Origin of the sequence: Actinobaculum suis, from assembly GCF_900102025.1 — a bacterium.
In the GTDB taxonomy this organism is placed as follows: Bacteria; Actinomycetota; Actinomycetes; order Actinomycetales; family Actinomycetaceae; genus Actinobaculum; species Actinobaculum suis.
The window spans coordinates 31,561-51,250 of record NZ_FNAU01000014.1 but is presented as its reverse complement, the minus strand read 5'-3'; the positions used below and the strand labels follow the sequence as shown (position 1 = coordinate 51,250).

General features: G+C 57.6%; 17 protein-coding genes. 13 read left to right on the top strand and 4 right to left on the bottom strand.

What is annotated here, in order from left to right:
* Positions 1–108: transposase (locus BLT47_RS09615; RefSeq protein ID WP_420865599.1), on the bottom strand; the 108-nt coding region annotated here is incomplete at its 3' end.
* A gap of 901 nt (positions 109–1,009) precedes the next feature.
* Here BLT47_RS09615 and BLT47_RS07610 point away from each other — a divergent pair.
* Positions 1,010–1,444, top strand: coding sequence for a hypothetical protein (locus tag BLT47_RS07610; protein WP_074663445.1), 435 nt, complete (start codon positions 1,010–1,012; stop codon positions 1,442–1,444).
* Positions 1,445–1,650: 206 nt separating this feature from the next.
* Entirely contained in the window at positions 1,651–2,958 is a 1,308-nt protein-coding gene (locus tag BLT47_RS07605) for a glycosyltransferase (RefSeq protein ID WP_074663442.1), read from the top strand.
* Positions 2,959–2,992: 34 nt separating this feature from the next.
* Here the strand turns inward: BLT47_RS07605 and BLT47_RS07600 are convergent, their stop codons facing one another.
* A complete protein-coding gene (locus BLT47_RS07600; RefSeq protein ID WP_049619344.1) occupies positions 2,993–3,751 on the bottom strand; it encodes an IclR family transcriptional regulator in 759 nt (252 codons plus the stop codon).
* 191 nt (positions 3,752–3,942) lie between these two features.
* On the opposite strand from BLT47_RS07600, the gene leuC reads away from it, so the two are divergent.
* The 5 genes from leuC to BLT47_RS07575 all read left to right on the top strand — a co-directional run bounded on the left by leuC (position 3,943) and on the right by BLT47_RS07575 (position 10,100).
* On the top strand, positions 3,943–5,343 hold the full coding sequence (gene leuC, locus BLT47_RS07595; RefSeq protein WP_049619345.1) for a 3-isopropylmalate dehydratase large subunit: 1,401 nt from the start codon (positions 3,943–3,945) through the stop codon (positions 5,341–5,343).
* A 42-nt stretch (positions 5,344–5,385) separates the two neighbouring features.
* Positions 5,386–6,069, top strand: coding sequence for a 3-isopropylmalate dehydratase small subunit (leuD, locus tag BLT47_RS07590; protein ID WP_074663438.1), 684 nt, complete (start codon positions 5,386–5,388; stop codon positions 6,067–6,069).
* 180 nt (positions 6,070–6,249) lie between these two features.
* The gene (gene murA / locus BLT47_RS07585) at positions 6,250–7,575 is read left to right on the top strand and encodes a UDP-N-acetylglucosamine 1-carboxyvinyltransferase (RefSeq protein WP_074663459.1); all 1,326 of its coding nucleotides are present in this window, start codon (positions 6,250–6,252) and stop codon (positions 7,573–7,575) included.
* Between the two features lie 229 nt (positions 7,576–7,804).
* A complete protein-coding gene (locus tag BLT47_RS07580; RefSeq protein ID WP_143021813.1) occupies positions 7,805–9,193 on the top strand; it encodes an MFS transporter in 1,389 nt (462 codons plus the stop codon).
* Positions 9,194–9,386: 193 nt separating this feature from the next.
* On the top strand, positions 9,387–10,100 hold the full coding sequence (locus BLT47_RS07575) for a helix-turn-helix domain-containing protein (RefSeq protein WP_074663430.1): 714 nt from the start codon (positions 9,387–9,389) through the stop codon (positions 10,098–10,100).
* A gap of 141 nt (positions 10,101–10,241) precedes the next feature.
* Here BLT47_RS07575 and BLT47_RS07570 read toward each other — a convergent pair whose 3' ends face one another.
* Positions 10,242–10,928 carry an AMIN-like domain-containing (lipo)protein gene (locus BLT47_RS07570; protein ID WP_074663427.1) on the bottom strand — a complete coding sequence of 229 codons (687 nt, stop codon included), beginning with the start codon at positions 10,926–10,928 and terminating at the stop codon, positions 10,242–10,244.
* Between the two features lie 250 nt (positions 10,929–11,178).
* Between BLT47_RS07570 and BLT47_RS07565 the strand changes: the two genes are divergently transcribed.
* The 4 genes from BLT47_RS07565 (at position 11,179) to adhP (ending at position 15,922) form a co-directional block, all read left to right on the top strand.
* Positions 11,179–12,288, top strand: a complete 1,110-nt coding sequence (locus tag BLT47_RS07565; RefSeq protein WP_074663423.1) for a D-alanine--D-alanine ligase family protein — start codon at positions 11,179–11,181, stop codon at positions 12,286–12,288.
* 205 nt (positions 12,289–12,493) lie between these two features.
* Complete coding sequence (locus BLT47_RS07560) at positions 12,494–13,039, top strand: NADPH-dependent FMN reductase (RefSeq protein WP_074663420.1); 546 nt, start codon at positions 12,494–12,496, stop codon at positions 13,037–13,039.
* 254 nt (positions 13,040–13,293) lie between these two features.
* Complete coding sequence (gene thiL / locus BLT47_RS07555) at positions 13,294–14,358, top strand: thiamine-phosphate kinase (RefSeq protein WP_074663415.1); 1,065 nt, start codon at positions 13,294–13,296, stop codon at positions 14,356–14,358.
* Positions 14,359–14,902: 544 nt separating this feature from the next.
* Positions 14,903–15,922, top strand: coding sequence for an alcohol dehydrogenase AdhP (gene adhP / locus BLT47_RS07550; RefSeq protein WP_074663410.1), 1,020 nt, complete (start codon positions 14,903–14,905; stop codon positions 15,920–15,922).
* A gap of 186 nt (positions 15,923–16,108) precedes the next feature.
* Here adhP and rpmB read toward each other — a convergent pair whose 3' ends face one another.
* Positions 16,109–16,300, bottom strand: a complete 192-nt coding sequence (gene rpmB / locus BLT47_RS07545) for a 50S ribosomal protein L28 (protein WP_049619355.1) — start codon at positions 16,298–16,300, stop codon at positions 16,109–16,111.
* Positions 16,301–16,916: 616 nt separating this feature from the next.
* Here rpmB and BLT47_RS07540 point away from each other — a divergent pair.
* Both BLT47_RS07540 and rsmD read left to right on the top strand, forming a co-directional pair.
* Positions 16,917–19,133, top strand: coding sequence for an ATP-dependent DNA helicase RecG (locus tag BLT47_RS07540; RefSeq protein ID WP_074663406.1), 2,217 nt, complete (start codon positions 16,917–16,919; stop codon positions 19,131–19,133).
* 2 nt (positions 19,134–19,135) lie between these two features.
* Positions 19,136–19,684, top strand: a complete 549-nt coding sequence (gene rsmD / locus BLT47_RS07535) for a 16S rRNA (guanine(966)-N(2))-methyltransferase RsmD (RefSeq protein ID WP_074663401.1) — start codon at positions 19,136–19,138, stop codon at positions 19,682–19,684.
* Positions 19,685–19,690: the final 6 nt, after the last annotated feature.

Genomic DNA, 19,690 nt, shown 5'->3' with positions numbered 1-19,690 from the left:
CAAGCCCAAAGCCTTAGCCACACACGCAATCGACTCGCCAGTATCAATCACCTGACTCGCAGCATCCCGCCGGTATTCAGGGGTAAACCGCCTTCTCTTCCCACTCATAAGACACATCCTCCCAAGGAATCAACACCACAGGCAATCCCTCTAATCCAGTGTCAACAAAACAAGGGTAATCCCAGTGTGACTGCCGATAGCCGTGTGGATCCGGGGCCGCGTGCAACACCAATTTGCGTGGTGCTCGCCCCCGTAGCCCAATCGCCATATCCAAGGCTTTTAGCACGGTTTGCGTGGAACGCTGGGCCTGCCCCATCCTGCCTGCAGGGACGAGCGCTGGAAGTAAGACCTGTAGGTATGCGAATAGTAGATTTACTGAACGAGACGCATTGTCATGTCCACCTTGGGTAGAGCGGGATCGTCCGCGCAAGCCCATACGCAGTCATCTGTGCGCCCCGTGCAACCATCTTTGCGAACCGGAACGTTGATCACTGTTCCGTTACTGAAAGCAAAGCGGGCGGTCTCTACCTTCTCAGCGGTTTGTGGGCATATTGCGAAAAGATCATCTTGGATCTGAAAATAAAATAGAACCGAGAAGCCATCGGGAAGTACCCAGGGTAAAGGTTCAGCAGGTTGGACGTTTAGAAAAGCTGGCCACATCATGTGGCCAGAGCCATCGATGAGCTTCACCTGAGAGGCAGCGTGGTTCATTATGGCCGGATTTCGTACGACGTCGAACAGTTCGCCCTGCGCTATAACAAGCGAAAGCCGCGGCCAAAGATTTGGACAACGGAGTTGTTTGTAACATAGATGATTTGATACTGTTTCGATGTCTCTAAGAGGCACCGCGACCCCGATTCCCATGTCGCGAACCCACCAGATTTTTCTGGCATGACGAAAGGAAGTAAAGGGGTCTATCGTCCAAACCTGCCTGTGAAGCACTGAGGACGGTTTACAATACTGCGTTCCCGAATTATCCGAAACTCAAGTGCAAAAAAGTCGGAAAGGTATGGCATCTGACCAGATGAATGACGTTACCGTTATAGCCAGTCAGGCCAGGGAATTTATTTCATCCGGTCATTTTGCTGATCGAATTCAAGGCGTTGTCGAAAATGATCCGTGGTCAAAAGAGTCGCTGGATAGGTGTGAATCTTTTTTCCTCAACCATGGCTATACTTTTGACGATCAGCTCAAATATGAGTACATGTTGTTTTTAGGTGAAGGTTTGCGGCGTCGTTTTAACGGGGAATGGAGGCAAGAAACATTCACTATAGACGACAGCGGGCAAACCGTAGATGCGCTGTGCATATACTATCCGCAGTCTGAACATTACGATGCTGTGACTAACCTGCTTGATCATGCTCGTGATGAAGCTAGCGGTACCTGGTGGTCAGATTTCTATACAGTTAACCAGCTATTTTTTGATTCTCTAACCACTGCATAGTGCATGGGGAGCATCTTGCATTTACACCCAGAGCCCTCTCAGCACGCACCTGAAGCTAAGAGGGCTTTTCTGTTAAAGAACCAGCCGCCCACCGAGGTACACAGATGCGGTGCTAGTAGTATTCGCTGCGATTTGCGGAAAGCGTTTTTTACACGCCACGGGCTAGCACTTTGGAAGGAAGCGGTTAGCTCTGCCATACTAGCTAGGTGCGTATTGCCCTTGTTTCTGATTGTTTCATGCCGCGGTTGGGCGGCATTGAGTCGCAGGTGCGCGACCTTGCTCTTGCACTGCAGAACAACGGGCACCAAGTGCTCGTCATTACTGCCACCCCGGCACAGCGTGGGGGCGGCTATTCTCATGACGTAGTGGAAGGTATTCGCGTGTTGCGGCTCGCCACCCCAATTTTTGGGGGTATTCCCATCAACCCGTTTTGTGGGAGGCAGTTACTTGCTGCTTTGCAGGGGGCCGACGTCGTACACATCAACACCGGCCTCGTATCACCCTTCGCCTGGCACGCCCTCTTGCTGGCCAAACTGCACACCCTACCCGCGCTGGTAACTTGGCATTCCGTACTCAAACCCACGGTGTGGCCGTATATTCCCTTCGTTCGGCCGATTACCGGCCCAACGATTCGCCATGCGGCGCCTTCGCAATTAGTGGCCCGGGAAGTTAAACAGGTGGTGGGGCAAAAAGGGGAAGTAGCGGTTATTCCGAATGGGGTCTCGCTACGTGATTGGCGGCAAGTAGCCAGTTGGCGCCTTGCAACCCGCGCTAGCGAACCGGCATCAGAATCGGCATCGACGTCAACACCAGAACCGGCACCGGAATCGAGATCAACGCAGGCACCAGAACCGGAATCAGCATCAGCACAGGAAACGCCGCAGGCACCAGAACCGGCATCAACACCAGAACTGGCACCGGAAACGGAAACGGCACCAGAGCAAGCGAAACTGCTCCGCGAACAGCGCCGGTTGCGGATTATTTCGGCGCGCCGCTTGGCCCCGCGCAAACGCACCTTGGAAATGTTAGAAATAGTGAAAGCGGCGCGGGAAATTTCGGGTTTGGATGCCACGCTCACTATTTATGGGGAAGGTCCGCAACGTTGGGAATTAGAGCGGTGGATTCGCTCGCATCGGGCCGCCAAATGGGTGCGGTTGCCGGGCCGGGCTTCGCGCGCCGAGCTTATGCAGGCCTACGCGCAGGCCGATATTTATCTTTCCTCGTCACGGTTGGAATCTTTTGGAATTGCCACTTTGGAAGCGCGCGCGGCAGGGTTACCGGTAGTGTGCCCCACCAATACGGGTGCCGATGATTTTTTGGAAAACGAAGTTTCGGGTTTGTTGGGGGAGAGTGATCAGGACGTTGCCGCCCAGCTCGCCCGCCTCCTGCTGGACGATGAGCTACGGGGCCGCATCGCACACCACAACGCCACTACTGAGCCGCGCGAAAACTGGGAGCTAGTAACCCGCCTTACCGAAGCCGAATATCGGGCAGCTTTGCGCGGCACTGAGTAAAACTGAGTGCGCAATAAGCAGCGCCGCGGGGGAGTTATTCGTCGAGCCCTTCGGTGTGCTGGAGTACATCGGTGAGCCGTTTTGCTGCCGCACATACCGCCGTGGCATGCAAGCGGCCCGGTTGGCGGCCCATGCGTTCGAGCGGCCCGGAAATAGACACCGCGGCAATCACGCGGCCGGAAGGGCCGCGTACGGGTGCGGAAATAGAGGCCACTCCGGCCTCGCGTTCACCTATGGATTGGGCCCAGCCCCGGCGTCGTACCGCAGAAAGGTTCGTGGCGGTAAAGGAAGCACCATGCAAACCTCGGTGCAAACGATCCGGTTCTTCCCAGGCGAGCAACACCTGCGCGGCAGAACCGGCTTTCATGGACAGTACCGCACCTACCGGGATGGAATCACGCAAACCCATTTCTCGTTCCGCTGCCGCAACACATACTCGCTGTTCGCCTTGGCGGCGGAAAAGCTGGGCAGATTCACCCGTATGGTCGCGCAAAGCTACGAGCATCGGGTGGGCGGCGCTAAGCAGGCGATCCTCGCCGGCCGCGGAAGATAGTTCGGAAAGGCGCGGGCCGAGTACGAACCGGCCTTGCATATCGCGGGCCACAAATCGGTGGAACTCCAAAGCTACCGCGAGGCGGTGAGCGGTGGGACGCGCCAGGCCGGTAGTAGAAACTAGGCTGGCCAGAGTTTGCGGGCCGGCTTCCAAAGCGTCGAGCACGGCGGAAGCTTTGTCGAGTACGCCAACCCCGCTACCCTCTGCCGGCTTCTTTGCGCTATCCTTCTTGGTGTCCATAACTTGATACTCCCATCTCACGAAGTGAGATGCAAGGAAGGTGTGAAGTGATGTGGACCGCTATGCGAGGCAAAGCGACATCGGAACGCGGCCTGGTTCTTATAAAGCCTTGGGTTTTATAAAGCCTTGGTTGTTATAAAACTTGGTCGGTGAAAAACCGTTGGTGGAAGCAAAGTAAAGGAGGGATCCTAATGTCGAAAACGCTCGCCGAGAAGGTATGGGATGCGCACGTTGTCAAAAAAGGAGAGAACGGTGCTCCGGATCTCCTTTACATTGACTTGCACATGATCCACGAGGTTACGAGCCCGCAATCGTTTGAGGGATTGCGGTTGGCTGGCCGCCAGCTCCGCCGGCCGGATTTGACGGTTGCTACCGAGGATCACAATGTGCCCACGGTAGATATTGACCGGCCGATCCAGGAGGTAACCTCCCGTAAACAGGTTGAGGCCTTGCGCCGCAACTGCGAAGAATTTGGGGTGCCGCTGTATTCGCTCGGCAGTGCCGAACAGGGGATCGTGCACGCGGTGGGCCCGCAACTTGGGCTCACCCAACCGGGGATGACGGTAGTTTGCGGTGATTCGCATACTTCCACCCACGGCGCCTTCGGTTCCATTGGGATTGGGATTGGCACTTCGGAAGTTGAGCACGTGATGGCTACGCAAACGCTTCCACTCGCGCCTTTCAAAACTATGGCGATCAATATTCATGGTGAGTTGCGGCCCGGCACCACTTCGAAAGATATTATTTTGGCGATCATTGCCAAGATCGGTACCAATGGGGCACAAGGCCACATTATTGAGTATCGCGGGGAAGCGATTCGCAAACTGTCTATGGAAGCGCGGATGACGATCTGCAATATGTCGATCGAAGCAGGTGCCCGTGCCGGCATGATCGCCCCCGACCAGATCACTTTCGATTATCTGCGCGGCCGCCCGCACGCTCCGCAAGGCGAAGATTGGGATGCGGCCGTAGCCTACTGGAAGACCTTGCACACCGATGCGGATGCCGTTTTCGATACCGTGGTGGATCTTGACGCTAGCGAACTGGAACCGGTGGTCACCTGGGGTACTAATCCGGGCCAGGGCGTGCCGATTTCGGCGTCTGTACCAGATCCGGAAGCAATGGCGGATCCGCAAGCTCGCGAAGCCGCCGAAGAAGCACTGGACTATATGGGCCTGCAACCGGGTACCAAGATTCGCGATATTCCGGTCGATACCGTGTTTATTGGTTCGTGCACGAACGGGCGGATTGAAGATCTGCGCACGGTTGCCAAAGTGTGGAAAGGCCGCCACAAGAAACCGGGTATGCGGGTGATGGTGGTGCCGGCTTCGGCGCGGGTGCGGATGCAGGCAGAAGCGGAAGGCTTGGCCGATATTTTCGCCGAGTTTGGGGCCGAGTTCCGCAATGCCGGATGCTCCATGTGTTTGGGTATGAACCCGGATAAGCTCACTGCTGGGGAGCGTTGCGCTTCTACTTCAAACCGTAATTTCCGGGGCCGGCAAGGCCCGGGCGGGCGCACCCACCTGGTCTCTCCGCTGGTAGCAGCGGCGACGGCGGTAACCGGGCACTTCTCCCACCCGAACGATCTGTAAGAAGGCGCGGTAGCGAGAGCAGGAAGGGAAACGGAAGACGTTATGGAAAAATTTAGTGTACATACCGGGATCGGGGTGCCCCTGCGAGAAACTGCGGTGGATACCGACCAGATTTTGCCCGCGGCCTATCTAAAGCGAATCACGAAAACTGGTTATGAGGATGCGCTGTTTGCGGTGCGGCGGCGCGATCCGGAATTCGTTTTGAACCAAGAGGCCTATAAGCACGGTTCGGTGCTGGTAGCCGGCCGGGATTTTGGTACCGGTTCTTCACGTGAACACGCGGTGTGGGGTTTGCGCGATTGGGGCTTCAAAGCTGTGCTCGCCCCGCGCTTTGGCGATATTTTCCGCGGCAATATGGGCAAGCAAGGCCTGGTTGCCGGGGTTATTTCCGATGCGTGCGCGGAAACTTTGTGGCAGCTGCTCGAATCCCAGCCCGGAATTGAAATCACCGTGAACCTGGAAGAAAAAACGGTGACCTGCGGTGATTTCACGGATTCCTTTGAAATCGACGACTATACCCGGTGGCGTTTGCAAGAAGGCCTGGATGATATTGCGCTAACTTTGCGTGATGCCGATCTGATTCGGGAATACGAGGAGCGCCGGCCGAGTTACAAACCCCGTACGCTACCGCAAAGGCATTTGCCGGCAGCACCGGTTAGTTCGGCTCGGGAAGCAGATATGCCCACCCGGGAAGGCCCGCTCGGCGCGGAAGTACCGCTCGGGTAGGTGGCCACGCGCGGCTATAAGTGGCTACGCGCGGCTATAGGCGCGATTTGGTGCCGGCTCGGCTAGAGTTGCCAATGTTATTGGGAGCTTTATGCCGGGCCGGTTTTTGGATAGTAACCGGAGGCAGGCCGGACCGGTAGACTGGTGAGCGCGGTAGGCGCCGAACCTGAAGGGAAAGTTATGGTTTCTAAACTCCTTGTTGATGGTGGGCACCCACTTTCGGGTGAGGTTCATGTAAGAGGCGCGAAGAATTTCGTCTCGAAAGCCATGGTGGCTGCGCTCCTCACGAGGGAAACCTCAGTGCTGCGGAACGTGCCGCAAATCCGCGACGTGGAAGTGGTCTCTGACCTGCTCCGCCTGCACGGAGTGGAAGTTGATTACCAGCCCGAAGAAGGGACCGTCACCATCACCCCGGGAGAGATCCACCTGCCGGAAAACCCGCTAGAAGTAAATGCCCTAGCTGGTTCTTCGCGCATTCCGATCCTATTTGCCGGGCCTTTGCTACATGCATTGGGCGAAGCATTTATCCCGGATCTGGGCGGCTGCCATATTGGAGCCCGCCCGGTTGATTTCCATTTGCGCGTACTCGAAGAATTCGGAGCAAAGCGCGTGCAGGAAGCTGCCGGTATGCACTTGGTAGCACCCAAGGGGCTAACGGCCAAACCCGTCCGCTTGCCCTATCCTTCCGTGGGCGCAACGGAACAAACTCTGCTCACCGCAGTTATGGCAGACGGCATTACGGTACTTTCCAACGCGGCCGTAGAACCGGAAATCGAAGACCTAATTAACGTGCTCCAAAAAATGGGGGCCGTGATCTCCCTCGATACGGATCGCACGATTCGCATCGAGGGCGTGAAAGAACTGCACGGTTTCCACCACACGGCCCTTCCAGACCGGATTGAGGCAGGTTCGTGGGCCTCGGCCGCTTTGGCTACGCACGGAGATATTTTTGTGCGCGGCGCCCAGCAGCAACCCATGGTTTCCTTCCTCAACACTTTCCGGAAAGCCGGCGGCAAGTTTGACGTGCGCGACGACGGAATCCGCTTCTGGCATCCGGGCGGAGACCTGAACGCCATCCTCGTGGAAACCGACGTACACCCCGGATTTATGACGGACTGGCAACAACCTTTGGTCGTGGCCCTAACCCAGTCCAACGGGCTTTCCATTGTGCATGAAACCGTGTACGAGAACCGATTCGGTTTCACCCAGGCACTGCGGGAAATGGGCGCCAATATTCAGACATATCGCGAATGCTTAGGCGGGCACGAATGCCGCTTCGGGCAACGCAACTTCTACCATTCCGCAGTTATCCAAGGCCCCACCCCGCTCCGCGGTGCCGATATTCACGTACCGGATCTACGCGGCGGCTTCTCCCACCTGATCGCGGCACTAGCCGCCGAAGGGGAATCACGAGTATCCGGGGTAGACGTGATCGACCGCGGCTACGAAAACTTCGTAGGCAAACTACTCGACCTGGGCGCTGACATCACTGTGCTCGCCGAATAACCCCGAATACGCGCTCGCGGGATGAACGCGAATCGGCGCTCGCCAAAAATGCGCAGGTTCTAAAACCGCACGCTGCGGCTGCGCGCGATGTAGTTGTGAACACAGCGTGGCTGCGAAGAAGATGTAGTTCTCAGGCGCGTAAATATACATGAAAATCGAGGCGCGTTGCACCACAGACTATTACCCCAAAAGAGTTGTTCTAAATCTTTTGGGGTAATAGTCTGTGGGTATGGAAACAGAGAAGAAACATTCATCACCGCAGGCCGGTCCATCACCGCAGGCAGCTCCGCCACCGCAGGACGCTCCGGCATCGCGGGACGCTACGCCACCGCAGGCAGCGCCGCCACCACCGGCAAAACTGTGGCAGAACCGCGATTACCGGTGGTGGTTCTTGGGGGATACCAGCTCTCAGCTGGGAATTTCCGTACGGAGCTTAGCGATGACCTTCGTGGCCTACGCACTTACCGGGTCCACGACCACGGCCGGACTAATAGGCACCGTGATGGGGCTTACCATGATCCTGGTGGGTGTGGTTGGCGGGGCCATAGTGGACCGAATGGATCGCCGCCGGGCAATGATCCTGTACGGAGCTATTTCGGGGGCGCTGTGGATGGTAGCCGGTTTCCTCTTGCTCACCGGACATATGACGTACCCCGTATTGTTGCTGATATGTGCGGGCTCTTCGGTAACGGGCGGTCTATTTGGGCAGGCTACGAACGCCGCCTTGCGTTCGATCGTGCCGGTCTCGCAATTTGCGCAAGCCCAGGCGAATAACCAGGGACGCGATGGGGCCATTAGCATCTTGGGTTCACCGCTCGGCGGTTTCCTGTATGTGCTCCGCGACTGGTTGCCATTCTTTGTGCCCGCTCTGTGCTATTTCATTCTGGTTGGCGCGGCTCTCATGATCCGCACCGATCTGCGGCCACACCCAAACCAAACAAACCACGCCAACCTTACAAACCACGCAGACGCGGCCCCGAAAGCAGCATCTTTGGGTGCTGATATAAAAGCTGGCTTCGCATTCTTGGGCCAACACGGGGTTGTGCGCCAAATCTTTATTGCCGCCTTGGTTATCAATCTAGGTTTTGCCGGGATTTCTACGGGCATGAACTTGTACCTGGTGGCCGGCGGTATTAGCTCTGTCCATTTGGGCATGATCCAAGCTGCTACCGGCGTCGTCTCTATTTTGGGAGCCGTAGTGGCGGGAAAACTCGTAAACAAGATTAAAACCGGCCAGCTTTTGATAGTGACCATGGGCTGTATGGCACTATTTATGTTGCCGCTGGTCTTTAGCCAAACTGCGCTCACATATCTGATTTGCATGTGCCTGGCGATGGCTCTGATCCCCGCGGTTAATTCGGGCCTGGTGGGCTTTATTATGGGGATCGTGCCCGCGGAAATGCAGGGGCGCGTGAACGCGATTTTCGGTCTGATGAACCTCACCAATACGCTTACCGGGATCATTTGCGGTTGGCTACTAGAAAATGCCGCGCCGTGGGTGTGCATGGCAATTTTCTGGCCGCTACTCGCGCTCAGCGTGCTGATCGCGATTTCCTCACGCCAGGTAAGGGAGATTCCGCTTCCGGACGAGTGGCAAGGCTACATCGAGCGGCTCTAAAGTACAGAGCACGCGGGTACCAACTGTGCGCATACCCGCCACGTGAGCTGGTGCTAACCTGGGCGGGAGAAGAATTTGGTGCGTGCAGTTTCGAAGTCGCGGGCAAATCGTTATTGAAAATGCTGGCGAGTACCGGAGGAGTAGCACCGGAAGAAAAGCACGCACGCGAACTTGCGGTAAGGAACGGAAGTACATGAGCAGTACGGCAGAGTCGGGTGCGAAAGCGAACATGGGCGCCGGGGCCGGCGTGCGCGGCACTGGAACGCCAGAAGAGATTTACGAACTCAGCGCCGAACAGGTGGATGTGATGGCAAATCCGCAGCGCATGGCGATTCTGACGTCCCTCATGTTTGCCAGCCCGCAACGGCAAAAAGACCTTGCCGCCGATCTGGACCGCACACCTAACTCTTTGGCGTACCACATCAAAAAACTGCAACAGGCCGGCCTTATTCACGAAGCAAATGTTCCGGGCGCGGATGGGCGAGAAATCTGGTGGGAAATAGCGCCGGTGGTCGGGTGGAAGATTGACGATCGGGAACTGGGCCAGCGCGTAGTTACACAATTAGAAGCCGTGCGGTCTAGCGAACATGCCCGCTATATGGAAAACACTTCGGCACCTAAAACCACGGCTAGCGCGGATGAAGAAACCGTGCCTGATACAAGTGAAACTTCCGGCACAGAACAAACCCCGGTTACCGGCGCAGCTACTAGCAAGACCGAAACGCCACGTGCCGGCGAATCATTAGAGATTTTCAGCGGGATTGCCTTGAGCGAAGAAGAAGCCTCCGCACTAGCAGCACAACTCATAGACCTAGTGGGAAGCTACCGCGAACGGGTTGGCAAAATGCCCGATGAGTCCCACCGCCAATACGTCCTCGACTTGCGTTTCTACCCGCGTGGCCGGTAACACGGGGCCAGCCATAGCAAGCGAAACCAGCGCACCTAAACAAAAAAATTAACCCGCCCGGTATAGATTTGACCCGCCCGGTACACACCTGGGCGGGCTGTGTACTGGGCGGGCCAAATAGTTACTAGCTAGCGCAGAGCTTTAGTCAGTGGCAACATCAATAACCACGCGGGCCGGATTATCAAGAATTTGTACCCGATAAGGGCGCTCCTTATCCACCCCAATGTGGATCGTATGCATACCCTCAAAGGGCCACTCGGTATACACCCCCTGCACAACCTTCGCACCGCCCATGTCCGGGGCCTGAATATCTGGTAGCGGCTGATCCGGATCTGGGGTTTGCTCTTGGAAGTAGACCTCAGGAATTTGCGCCCCGGCCACACTAACTTCCAGGAACTTACTTCCCGGCATATCGATACGATCACCCTTCCCATCAGTAAAAGGTTCGTCTACCCAGGAACTAAACCAACCAAGCTTGCCGGCGTTCTCATATTCCACAACCACGCGATCATAACCGGGATGGCCCGCCACCCGCGTCGCCTTGATCTGCGCGGTAGCCTCACCCGTATTCTCCGCATCCGCCGATTTGGAATCACCGGTAATAAAGGGAGCCGTATCTACCGCATCCTCCCCGGCAGTCGCCGCCGCGCTCGCACTCGCCGCGCTATCAGAGGTATTTGCCGCATCGGTGGCAGATGCTGAACTGCTGGCATTCGCCGCACCTTCCGCACTTGGCCCGGCAGAAGAGCCTCCGGAAGAGCAAGCCCCAAGCCCGAGAGTAGCGCACGCTAGCAGGGCATATAGTTTTTGTTTTGTGATTCGACCCATAACGTGATCATAGTGTGCAGGCTATTTTTCGCCAAGTTAGCGGTATGACCGAAAACTATTCTTCACCAAATCGGGTTGCGCGGCGGCGCTCGCGGCCCGCGGTGCGATACGGTTGGAGAGTTGCAGGTTCGCTCGAATCTGCGGTACCGGCTGGCCGAATACGTGTTTCACGAGCGTCCCGGTTGCAAGAGAATAATAACGTGCTTGGGGTTATGCGCGGGGAGCGCGCCCGGGAAAGAGAGGCAGAAACGTGGGAAAGATCCGGGTTGCCATCATTTATGGCGGAGTATCCGGCGAGCATTCGGTTTCGTGCTTGACGGCCGCTTCGGTAATGCGGGCCATCGACCGGGAAAAGTACGAAGTTGTTCCCGTGGCGATCGCAAAGGACGGGACGTGGGTACCCGGCGTCGATAACCCTGACCGGTTGGAAGCAGGTGGGCCGCACGGAGAAGTAACGGTGGGAAGTGAACGCGTGCTCACCGTTTACGGGCCGGGTCGAGATCTTTTAGTGGCCGACGACGCCGCTGGCAAGCTACGTTCGCTCGGGCCCATAGATATTGCTTTCCCGCTTTTGCACGGCCCGTGTGGGGAAGACGGTACGATCCAAGGCCTGTTTGAGCTTATGGGTTTGCCGTATGTGGGATGCGGGGTATTTGCTTCTGCGGCGGGGATGGACAAGCACTATACGAAGATGCTTTTGCAAGAACACGGCATTCCGTGCACGCCCCACGTACTTGCCGATCCGGCCCGGTGGGAAAATGAGCGCGAAAAGGTGCGCGAAGAAGCTACGCAGCTAGGCTTCCCGCTTTATGTGAAGCCGGCGCGGGCGGGTTCTAGTTTGGGGATCACCCGCGTGGCCGAGCTATCCGAACTGGACGCCGCGGTGGAAGCGGCACGCCAAGTGGATGGCAAAGTGCTAATTGAACAGGGCATTCCGGGCCGGGAAATTGAATGCGCCGTTTTGGGTGGCCACGGCACGCAACCTCCGCGCGCTACCGTACTCGGCGAAATCGTGCTCACCTCCCAGTGGTATGACTTCGAAACCAAATACGAAGATAATGGCGGTTTTAGCATGCAAATTCCGGCGCATATTCCGCCGCAAACCGCCACCGAAATGCGCGAATGTGCAGTAAAGGTTTTCACGGCCCTGGGATGTGAAGGTTTAGCTCGGGTTGATTTCTTCCTCACCGAAGATCCCGCCCGGCCCTTCGTAGTCAATGAAATCAACACCATGCCCGGTTTCACGAATGTTTCCATGTATCCGGCGCTGTGGGAAGCAAGCGGCTTGCCCTATTCGGCGCTCATTGACGAACTTATTACCCTTGGCTTGGAGCGACCCCTGGCTTGCCAGGCATATTAGCTTGCCAGGCATATTTAACTGCGCAAAACTTCCACCGGCTCGGGTGGTCAGGTAGTCTGCCAGGCTAACGCATATGTAGTAGCGTCAGAAAAATATATGAACTGTGCCCGCTCGGAATAAGTGCACGCCCCATGTAGTTACATCTTCAACTAATGTTCGAGGGGTGGCGCCACACGGCGGTGCCAGGGAAAGGATGTAGATTCACATGAAAATTGCGTACATGGTGGGCTCGAAGGCCAAGGATTCCATCAATGCTGGCCTGGCACGGTTCTGGGAGAAGAACGCACCGGAAGGTGTGGAGCTAATTGATCTGCACGTAAATGATTTCGACCTATACGGCCGCGATGTGGATGCGAACTACCCGCAGTGGGCGAAGAAATACAAGCAAAAGCTGGCCGATGCTGATGGCCTGCTGATTATTACGCCGGAACATAACCGGATGCCAGCCGCTTCGATTATGAATGCCATCGAATGGGCCTCCCGGCCCTGGGGAGAATCCGTGCTCACCGGCAAGCCGGTTTACGTGGCCGGAGTTTCCTCTTCTGGGATTGGTACGGCCGTGGCACAAAATCACCTGCGCGCTGCCCTAGGTTTCTTTAACGTCAAGCTACTGGGCCAGCCGGAGGCTTATATCAACAATGCGGTAGCGCAAATCCAGCCCGACGGCACAGTAGATCCGGGTTCGGAAGCGTTCCTGCGCAGCCTCCTGCAAGCCTTCGTGGATTTCGTGAGCGCCGAGCAAAACAAGTAGCGCAGTGAAGCGGGCCGTGCCCGGCAATGCTGATCGTGCCGGGCAAGCCGGGCCGTGCTGGGCCAAGTGGAAAGCAGGCCGTGCCCGGTAATACTGATCGTGCCGGGGAGCCGGGCTGCACCGGGAAAGTTTTGTGCCCAAACTGCTGGTTTTGGCGCCGAGCTGCTGGTTTTGGCGCCCTAGCTGCTGGGCTAGTGGAGAATAAGCCGGCTTGCTCATATTTCCGCAGGGTCGGACGTGAGATGATGTAAGGCGTGTTTATTCGTGATCTGACTGAAGATGCCCTGTTAGCGCGTATCCTCCCGTTACTGCCGCGCCGGCGCGATCGTGCGCACGGCGTGGAAGTGCCCACGGGGGACGACTGCACGGTGCTGCGGATCTCGGATGGCAAACCCGCAATTTCTACGGACATGCTGGTAGACGGCGTACATTTCCGGCGCGATTGGTCTACCGGCCGCGATGTGGGTTGGCGGGCAGCGATGCAAAATATTGCTGACGCGGTAGCCATGGGCGCCCGCCCGGTTTCCCTCTTGGTTTCCATGCAGCTACCGGGAACGCTCCCGGTGGCGTGGGTGGAAGATTTAGCGCGCGGTATGGCAGATGCGTGCGCGCCGCTGGGGTGCGGTGTGGATGGGGGAGATCTGGTGAGCGGCGAAACGCTCACTATTTCCGTGACGGTAATTGGCGATCTGGAAGGGCGTGCCCCGCTCTTGCGGCAAAGCGCGCTGCCGGGGGAAGCCGTGATTCACGTGGGAAACATTGGCCATGCAGCGGCCGGCTACGAACTCTTGCGGCGCGGATTTTCCCCGCAAGATTCCGCCTTCCCCAATACGGAAACCATGCTCATTGACGATTTTCGCCGGCCCAAGCCGCCCGTAGAGCAAGCTTTAGATGCCGCCCGGGCCGGCGCCCTGGGCGCTTTCATGGACGTTTCCGACGGCCTGATCCGCGATCTTTCGCGGATCGCTGCTGCCTCCCAAGTGTGGATCGATATAGATACCGGTTCCTTGGAAGCAGACATGCACGCCTTACTGCCGGTGGCCCGCCACCTGGGCCGCAACGATCCGGTGGACTGGGTGTACCGGTGCGTACTTACCGGCGGGGAAGACCACGGTTTTGTAGGTACGCTCGACCGTCCCCACTCCCGGGCCTGGGGCGCACGTACCCCAACCTTGCCGGATGGTTTCCGCCGGATTGGTACCGTGCGCGACGCCGACCCCCACGGCCGCATCACCCTAGACGGCAATGCAATCTCCGGGCTGGGCGGATGGGACCACTTTGCCAAAACGGCACCCCTGGCCGCCGGCACCCAGCAATAGTGACGCCGCCCGGGAACCGCAGGCAGCGAAGACAGCGGGAAAGACGGCGTCGTGACCAAAATCAAATGTAATAACGGTTCCCAATAAAGATGGGCAGTGGCGCCACGGTGTGACCAAAGGACCAGTGCGGCAAACTGTTCGGAAAGATTGAGATTTCAATCGACAAAGCGGCTGGTAGGGGCGGTGCGGAGGATGTAAGTCCCCGGGTAGGGGCGGAAAAATTGGCGATTCGGCAGGGAATTTTGGCGGATGAAAATCGCCAATGCCTGAGGCATAATCTACGTGAGTCAGGGGTAAATGTGCCGTAGCTTACTGCTACTCACCCAGCGTGTTACTGCGTTTCTCACTAAAGCAGTCGCTTTAAATGCAGTTTTGTGCTAAACGCATTGGCAGTTGCTACGGAGCTACGCCCTGGTTGGGGTGCGTGCCGTCCATTACCCGTATGGCCGGCTGCCCTGGCCACTGGCTTGCGGAAAGCTAGCTGTTTTCCGCGCGTATCATGCAGAACTCTCGGGTAAAGATGCCCGGACCTCAAGGAGGAAATATGCGCGCAGCAGTAGTTCGTCAAAATAGTGATGGACACGTAGATATCATCGATGATTTTGAGCTTCGGCCGATTCGTGCCAATGAAGCGAAAGTGCGGGTGGAATATTCCGGCCTCTGCCACACTGATTTGCATGTTGCTGCCGGTGACTTCGGGGAAGTTCCGGGCCGCGTACTCGGCCACGAAGGGGTTGGCATCGTCGAAGAAATCGGCGAAGACGTAACCTCCCTAAAGGTGGGGGATCGGGTTTCTATTGCTTGGTTCTTCGCTGGCTGTGGGCATTGTGAATATTGTGTAAGTGGTAATGAGACTTTGTGCCGGAGCGTTGAGAACGCCGGTTACACGGTAGATGGCGCAATGGCTGAATACTGCATTGTGAAGGCGGACTATGCGGTGAAGGTTCCGGAGGGCCTGGACCCGGTGGAAGCTTCCTCCATTACCTGCGCCGGGGTAACCACCTATAAGGCGCTCAAGGTTGGGGAGATTAAGCCTGGCCAGTGGGTCGCAATTTATGGTGCCGGCGGGCTGGGTAACCTGGCCGTACAGTATGCCAAGAATGTATTCAAGGCGCACGTAATTGCCGTGGATATTAACGATGCCAAGCTGGAAACGGCCCGGAAAATCGGTGCAGATCTGACCGTAAACTCCGGGGAGATTGATTCGGGCAAGTGGATCCAAGAAAAGATCGGTGGCGCCCATGTTGCGGTAGTAACCGCCGTCAACCCGGCGGCCTTCAACCAGGCAGTGAATTGCGTGCGGGCCAACGGAACTGTGGTCTGCGTGGGCCTACCCAACGGTGCTATTGATCTGCCGATCGTAAAGACGGTGCTCGACGGCATCAAGGTGAAGGGTACCTTGGTGGGTACCCGGCAAGACTTGGCTGAAGCTTTCCAGTTCGGCGCAGATGGTTTGGTCAAACCGATCGTACGTACGCGCCCGCTTGGCGATCTGAATGACATGATCGACGAGATGCTGGCCGGCAAGATTGAAGGCCGCATGGTAGTGGACTTCTCGCTCTAAGAAGTTCTTCGTGCCAGCGGGCTACCTTGTTTTAGGCAGTTCGTTTTGACGTGGTAGTTTGCGGGGCGAGCATTGCTGGCCCCGCAAACACATTTCTGGCAAAGCGCGGCAATGCTGGTTATTGATAAAAGGGTGGGGCCCGTAGTCGTTTCCGACTGCGGGCCCCACCTGAATTATTTGCTTTGCCTAGGCGGCGCGCTGCACCTTGCCGGCCTTGAGGCAGGAGGTGCACACGTTGAGACGCTTCGGGGCACCTTTAACGAGTGCGCGCACGCGCTGGATATTCGGGTTCCAGCGGCGGCTAGTCCGCACGTGCGAGTGCGAAACGCTCTTGCCGAAGCCCGGGCGCTTGCCACAAAGTTCGCAAACAGAAGCCACGGTTCTCTCCTTCGGATTTCCGGAGCCAGAATGCCCCGAGGTAAGAATTACAACCACGCTAGTCTAGCTGTTGAGCAATTCACTTGCCAAGTCTGGGTTTCGTGCGATCGCGCACGTTGCCTACCTGCAGGATAAGTTTGGCTAACGGTAGGTGCGCCGTGCTTCGCCGTAGGAGGCTCTTGCTTCACCCCGCGAGGCCTCATGCTGGGATTGCCCTTGTTTTGTTGATACTGGGTTAGAGGGATTGCCTGTGGTGTTGATTTCTTGGGAGGATGTGTCTTCTGGCTCGCTATGAGTCGTAAGGGAAGGCGGTTTACCCCTGAATACCGGCGGGATGGGGCAGGCCCAGCGTTCCACGCAAATCGTGCTAAAAGCCTTGGATATGGCGATTGGGCTACGGGGGCGTGCACCACGCAAATTGGTGTTGCACGCAGACCCGGCCCATTGCCGTGCACGAGGTAGCCTAATACGGGGGACAATAGCTACGCGCAGATAACCGCGCAGATAATAAGACCGCGGTGGTTCTGTTAATAAGGCTGCGGTGGTTCTGTAGATAAGGCCGCGGTTGGAAGCACCGCGGAAATAATCGGGCCGCGCGAGGCGGGGAAAGGGAAGCATGGCCGGCAAGGATTCACAGGCACAAACCGGCGGGAAGTCCGGCGTCGTCGCCGTAACTTCCGACGCTTGGACGGGGCTGCACCGGCCGCTGGCACGCACGCTAGGTAAACGCACCGCCACCCAACTGGGCAAACTCGGCCTGCACACCGTGGGTGACCTCGCCTACCATTTCCCCTTCCGCTACGCCACGCGCGGGCAGCTCATGCCCCTCCGCGAAATCGCGGAAGGCGAATCGGTGACCGTAATCGCGCGCGTGGAGAGCACTAATTTGCGGCCCATGAATGCGCGGCGCGGTTTTATTCTCAAGGTAGATATTTCCGACGGCGCACGTATGCTCGGCCTGACCTTTTTTGGTAAATCCGCGGGCCCGCTCAAATACCACGAAACGCGGCTACAACCGGGGCAAACCGCGATTTTTTCGGGAACGGTTTCTTCCTATCGCGGGCAGCTCCAACTAACCCACCCGGATTATGAGCTAATTGAAGACGAGGCCACGCTGGCTACCGATATTGCCCGGCTCGCTCGGCCCATTCCGATCTATCACGCCACGGCGGCGCTGCCTTCCTGGAAAATCCAGCGGGCGGTGGCAACCATTTTGCCGGGTTTGCAGGCCAGCGATTTTCCGGACCCGCTTCCCGCACAGTATCGGGAAAAGCACGGTCTTCCCGGCAAATACGAAGCCGTGCTTGCCCTGCATGAACCGCGGGACGAAAACGCGTGGCGGGTGGCCCGAGCCCGCATGAAACACGAAGAAGCTTTCGTATTACAGGCGGCTTTAGCGCAGCGTTCGGCGCGTACTGCCCAACGTGAAACTGCCGCCTACCCGCTCCGCACCGGCGGCATACTGGACGCTTTCGACGCCGCCTTGCCCTATACGCTCACGGCCGGCCAGCAAAGCGTGGGCGCAGAAATATCGGCAGATTTGGCCCGCACGGCTCCCATGCAACGGCTCTTGCAAGGCGATGTGGGGTCGGGGAAAACCGTGGTGGCCTTGCGGGCCATGCTGCAGGTGGTCGACGGCGGTGGCCAGGCCGCTTTACTTGCCCCCACCGAAGTGCTCGCCCAGCAACACTACCGTTCCATAAACGAGCTTTTGGGCCGCCTGGCTTGGGATGTGCGCTGCGAGCTTTTGACCGGGTCGATGCGGGCTAGCACCAAAAGAACCGTTCTGGCCCGCCTGGCTTCAGGGGAGGCGGGGATCGTGATTGGTACTCACGCCCTCCTTTCGGATACCGTCTCGCTCCCATTCTTAGGCTTGGCGGTAGTAGATGAACAGCATCGTTTTGGGGTAGATCAACGCGATCGGCTCGCCCGCGGCGTGCACACGCTAGTTATGACGGCAACCCCCATCCCGCGCACGATAGCCATGACGGTTTTTGGCGACCTTGCCATTTCCACTTTGAAAGACATGCCGGCCGGCCGGGCTGGTATAACTACGAGTCTGGTGCCGGCTGCTAATACGCCGTGGATAGCCCGGGCCTGGCAGCGAGCCCGGGAAGAAATAGCGGCCGGGGGCCGCGTCTACGTGGTCTGCCCGCGCATCGACGCCACCGCCGAAGAAAATACAGGTGCCTCGGCGGGGGCGGCAGATACGGCCGGGCCAGAACTGGCTTCCGTGGTGGAAACCGCGGCCCGCCTGCGCGCCCTACCGCAACTGGCCGGCATCGACATCGCCGTCATGCACGGCAGGCTAGAAACGGAAGAAAAGAACCGGGTGATGGCCCGCTTTGCCAGCGGAGAAAGCCCCCTGCTGGTTTCTACCACCGTTATCGAAGTAGGTGTGGACGTACCGGAAGCCACCATGATGGTGATTCTCGACGCCGATAGATTCGGCATCTCCCAACTTCACCAGTTGCGCGGCCGCATTGGCCGCGGCAGCAAACCCGGCATTTGCCTGGCCATTAGCAACGCCGAACCGGGAAGCGTGGCCCACTCCCGCCTGGAAGCTTTCGCCAGCACCACAGACGGTTTTGCCCTGGCCGAAAAAGATGTAGAACTACGCGCCGAAGGCGACGTACTTGGTTCTAGCCAGGCCGGCCGCAGCTCACACCTGCGGTTCCTCTCCGTCGTCAACGATAAAGCTATAGTGGAGCAAGCGCGGGCCGCCGCAAAAGCAGAGGTCGCCTCCGATCCTGAACTTTCCGCACATACCGCGCTTGCGGAAGCGATTGCAGAACTTGATACCGAACGCGCGGACTACATGGAGAGGGGCTAAAAATGACCCGTATCGTTGCCGGAGCGGCCAAAGGCAGGAATCTGAAAGTACCGAAAAGTGGCACCCGGCCCACTTCGGAGAAAGTGCGGGAGGCAATATTTTCTGCGCTAGAACATCGCGGTTTTATTCGCGACTGCACAATCGTCGATCTGTTCTCCGGTTCGGGAGCTTGCGGGCTGGAAGCTAAAAGCCGCGGCGCCAAACAGGTAGTCTGCGTGGAATCTTCCCGCCCCGCGGCGGCCGTAATCCGCGAAAATGCGCGCCATGCGGGCTTAGAAATAACCGTGGCTGCAATGACCGCGGAAGCCTGGGTGGCCGAAGAACGCCCCGAAAAATTCGACGTGGCCTTTATTGATCCGCCTTACAAGTACACGGACCAAAAACTCACGCAGCTATTAGCTAATTTAGAAGAACACTTACAGGAAGACGGGCTGGCCGTCGTCGAACGTGATGCTAGAAGCCCCGAACCTAACTGGCCGGCCGGTTGGGAACTCGTGTGGGAACGCAGTTATGGCGATACCCGAGTGTGGGCCGCAGGTCAGAGCCAGTAAGCGACT

Excerpts from the sequence above, each read along its gene's own strand:
- BLT47_RS07610 (WP_074663445.1), top strand. The coding sequence starts at position 1,010 with ATGGCATCTGACCAGATGAATGACGTTACCGTTATAGCCAGTCAGGCC.
- BLT47_RS07600 (WP_049619344.1), bottom strand. The coding sequence starts at position 3,751 with ATGGACACCAAGAAGGATAGCGCAAAGAAGCCGGCAGAGGGTAGCGGG.
- leuC (WP_049619345.1), top strand. The coding sequence starts at position 3,943 with ATGTCGAAAACGCTCGCCGAGAAGGTATGGGATGCGCACGTTGTCAAA.
- leuD (WP_074663438.1), top strand. The coding sequence starts at position 5,386 with ATGGAAAAATTTAGTGTACATACCGGGATCGGGGTGCCCCTGCGAGAA.
- murA (WP_074663459.1), top strand. The coding sequence starts at position 6,250 with ATGGTTTCTAAACTCCTTGTTGATGGTGGGCACCCACTTTCGGGTGAG.
- BLT47_RS07580 (WP_143021813.1), top strand. The coding sequence starts at position 7,805 with ATGGAAACAGAGAAGAAACATTCATCACCGCAGGCCGGTCCATCACCG.
- BLT47_RS07575 (WP_074663430.1), top strand. The coding sequence starts at position 9,387 with ATGAGCAGTACGGCAGAGTCGGGTGCGAAAGCGAACATGGGCGCCGGG.
- BLT47_RS07570 (WP_074663427.1), bottom strand. The coding sequence starts at position 10,928 with ATGGGTCGAATCACAAAACAAAAACTATATGCCCTGCTAGCGTGCGCT.
- BLT47_RS07560 (WP_074663420.1), top strand. The coding sequence starts at position 12,494 with ATGAAAATTGCGTACATGGTGGGCTCGAAGGCCAAGGATTCCATCAAT.
- adhP (WP_074663410.1), top strand. The coding sequence starts at position 14,903 with ATGCGCGCAGCAGTAGTTCGTCAAAATAGTGATGGACACGTAGATATC.
- BLT47_RS07540 (WP_074663406.1), top strand. The coding sequence starts at position 16,917 with ATGGCCGGCAAGGATTCACAGGCACAAACCGGCGGGAAGTCCGGCGTC.
- rsmD (WP_074663401.1), top strand. The coding sequence starts at position 19,136 with ATGACCCGTATCGTTGCCGGAGCGGCCAAAGGCAGGAATCTGAAAGTA.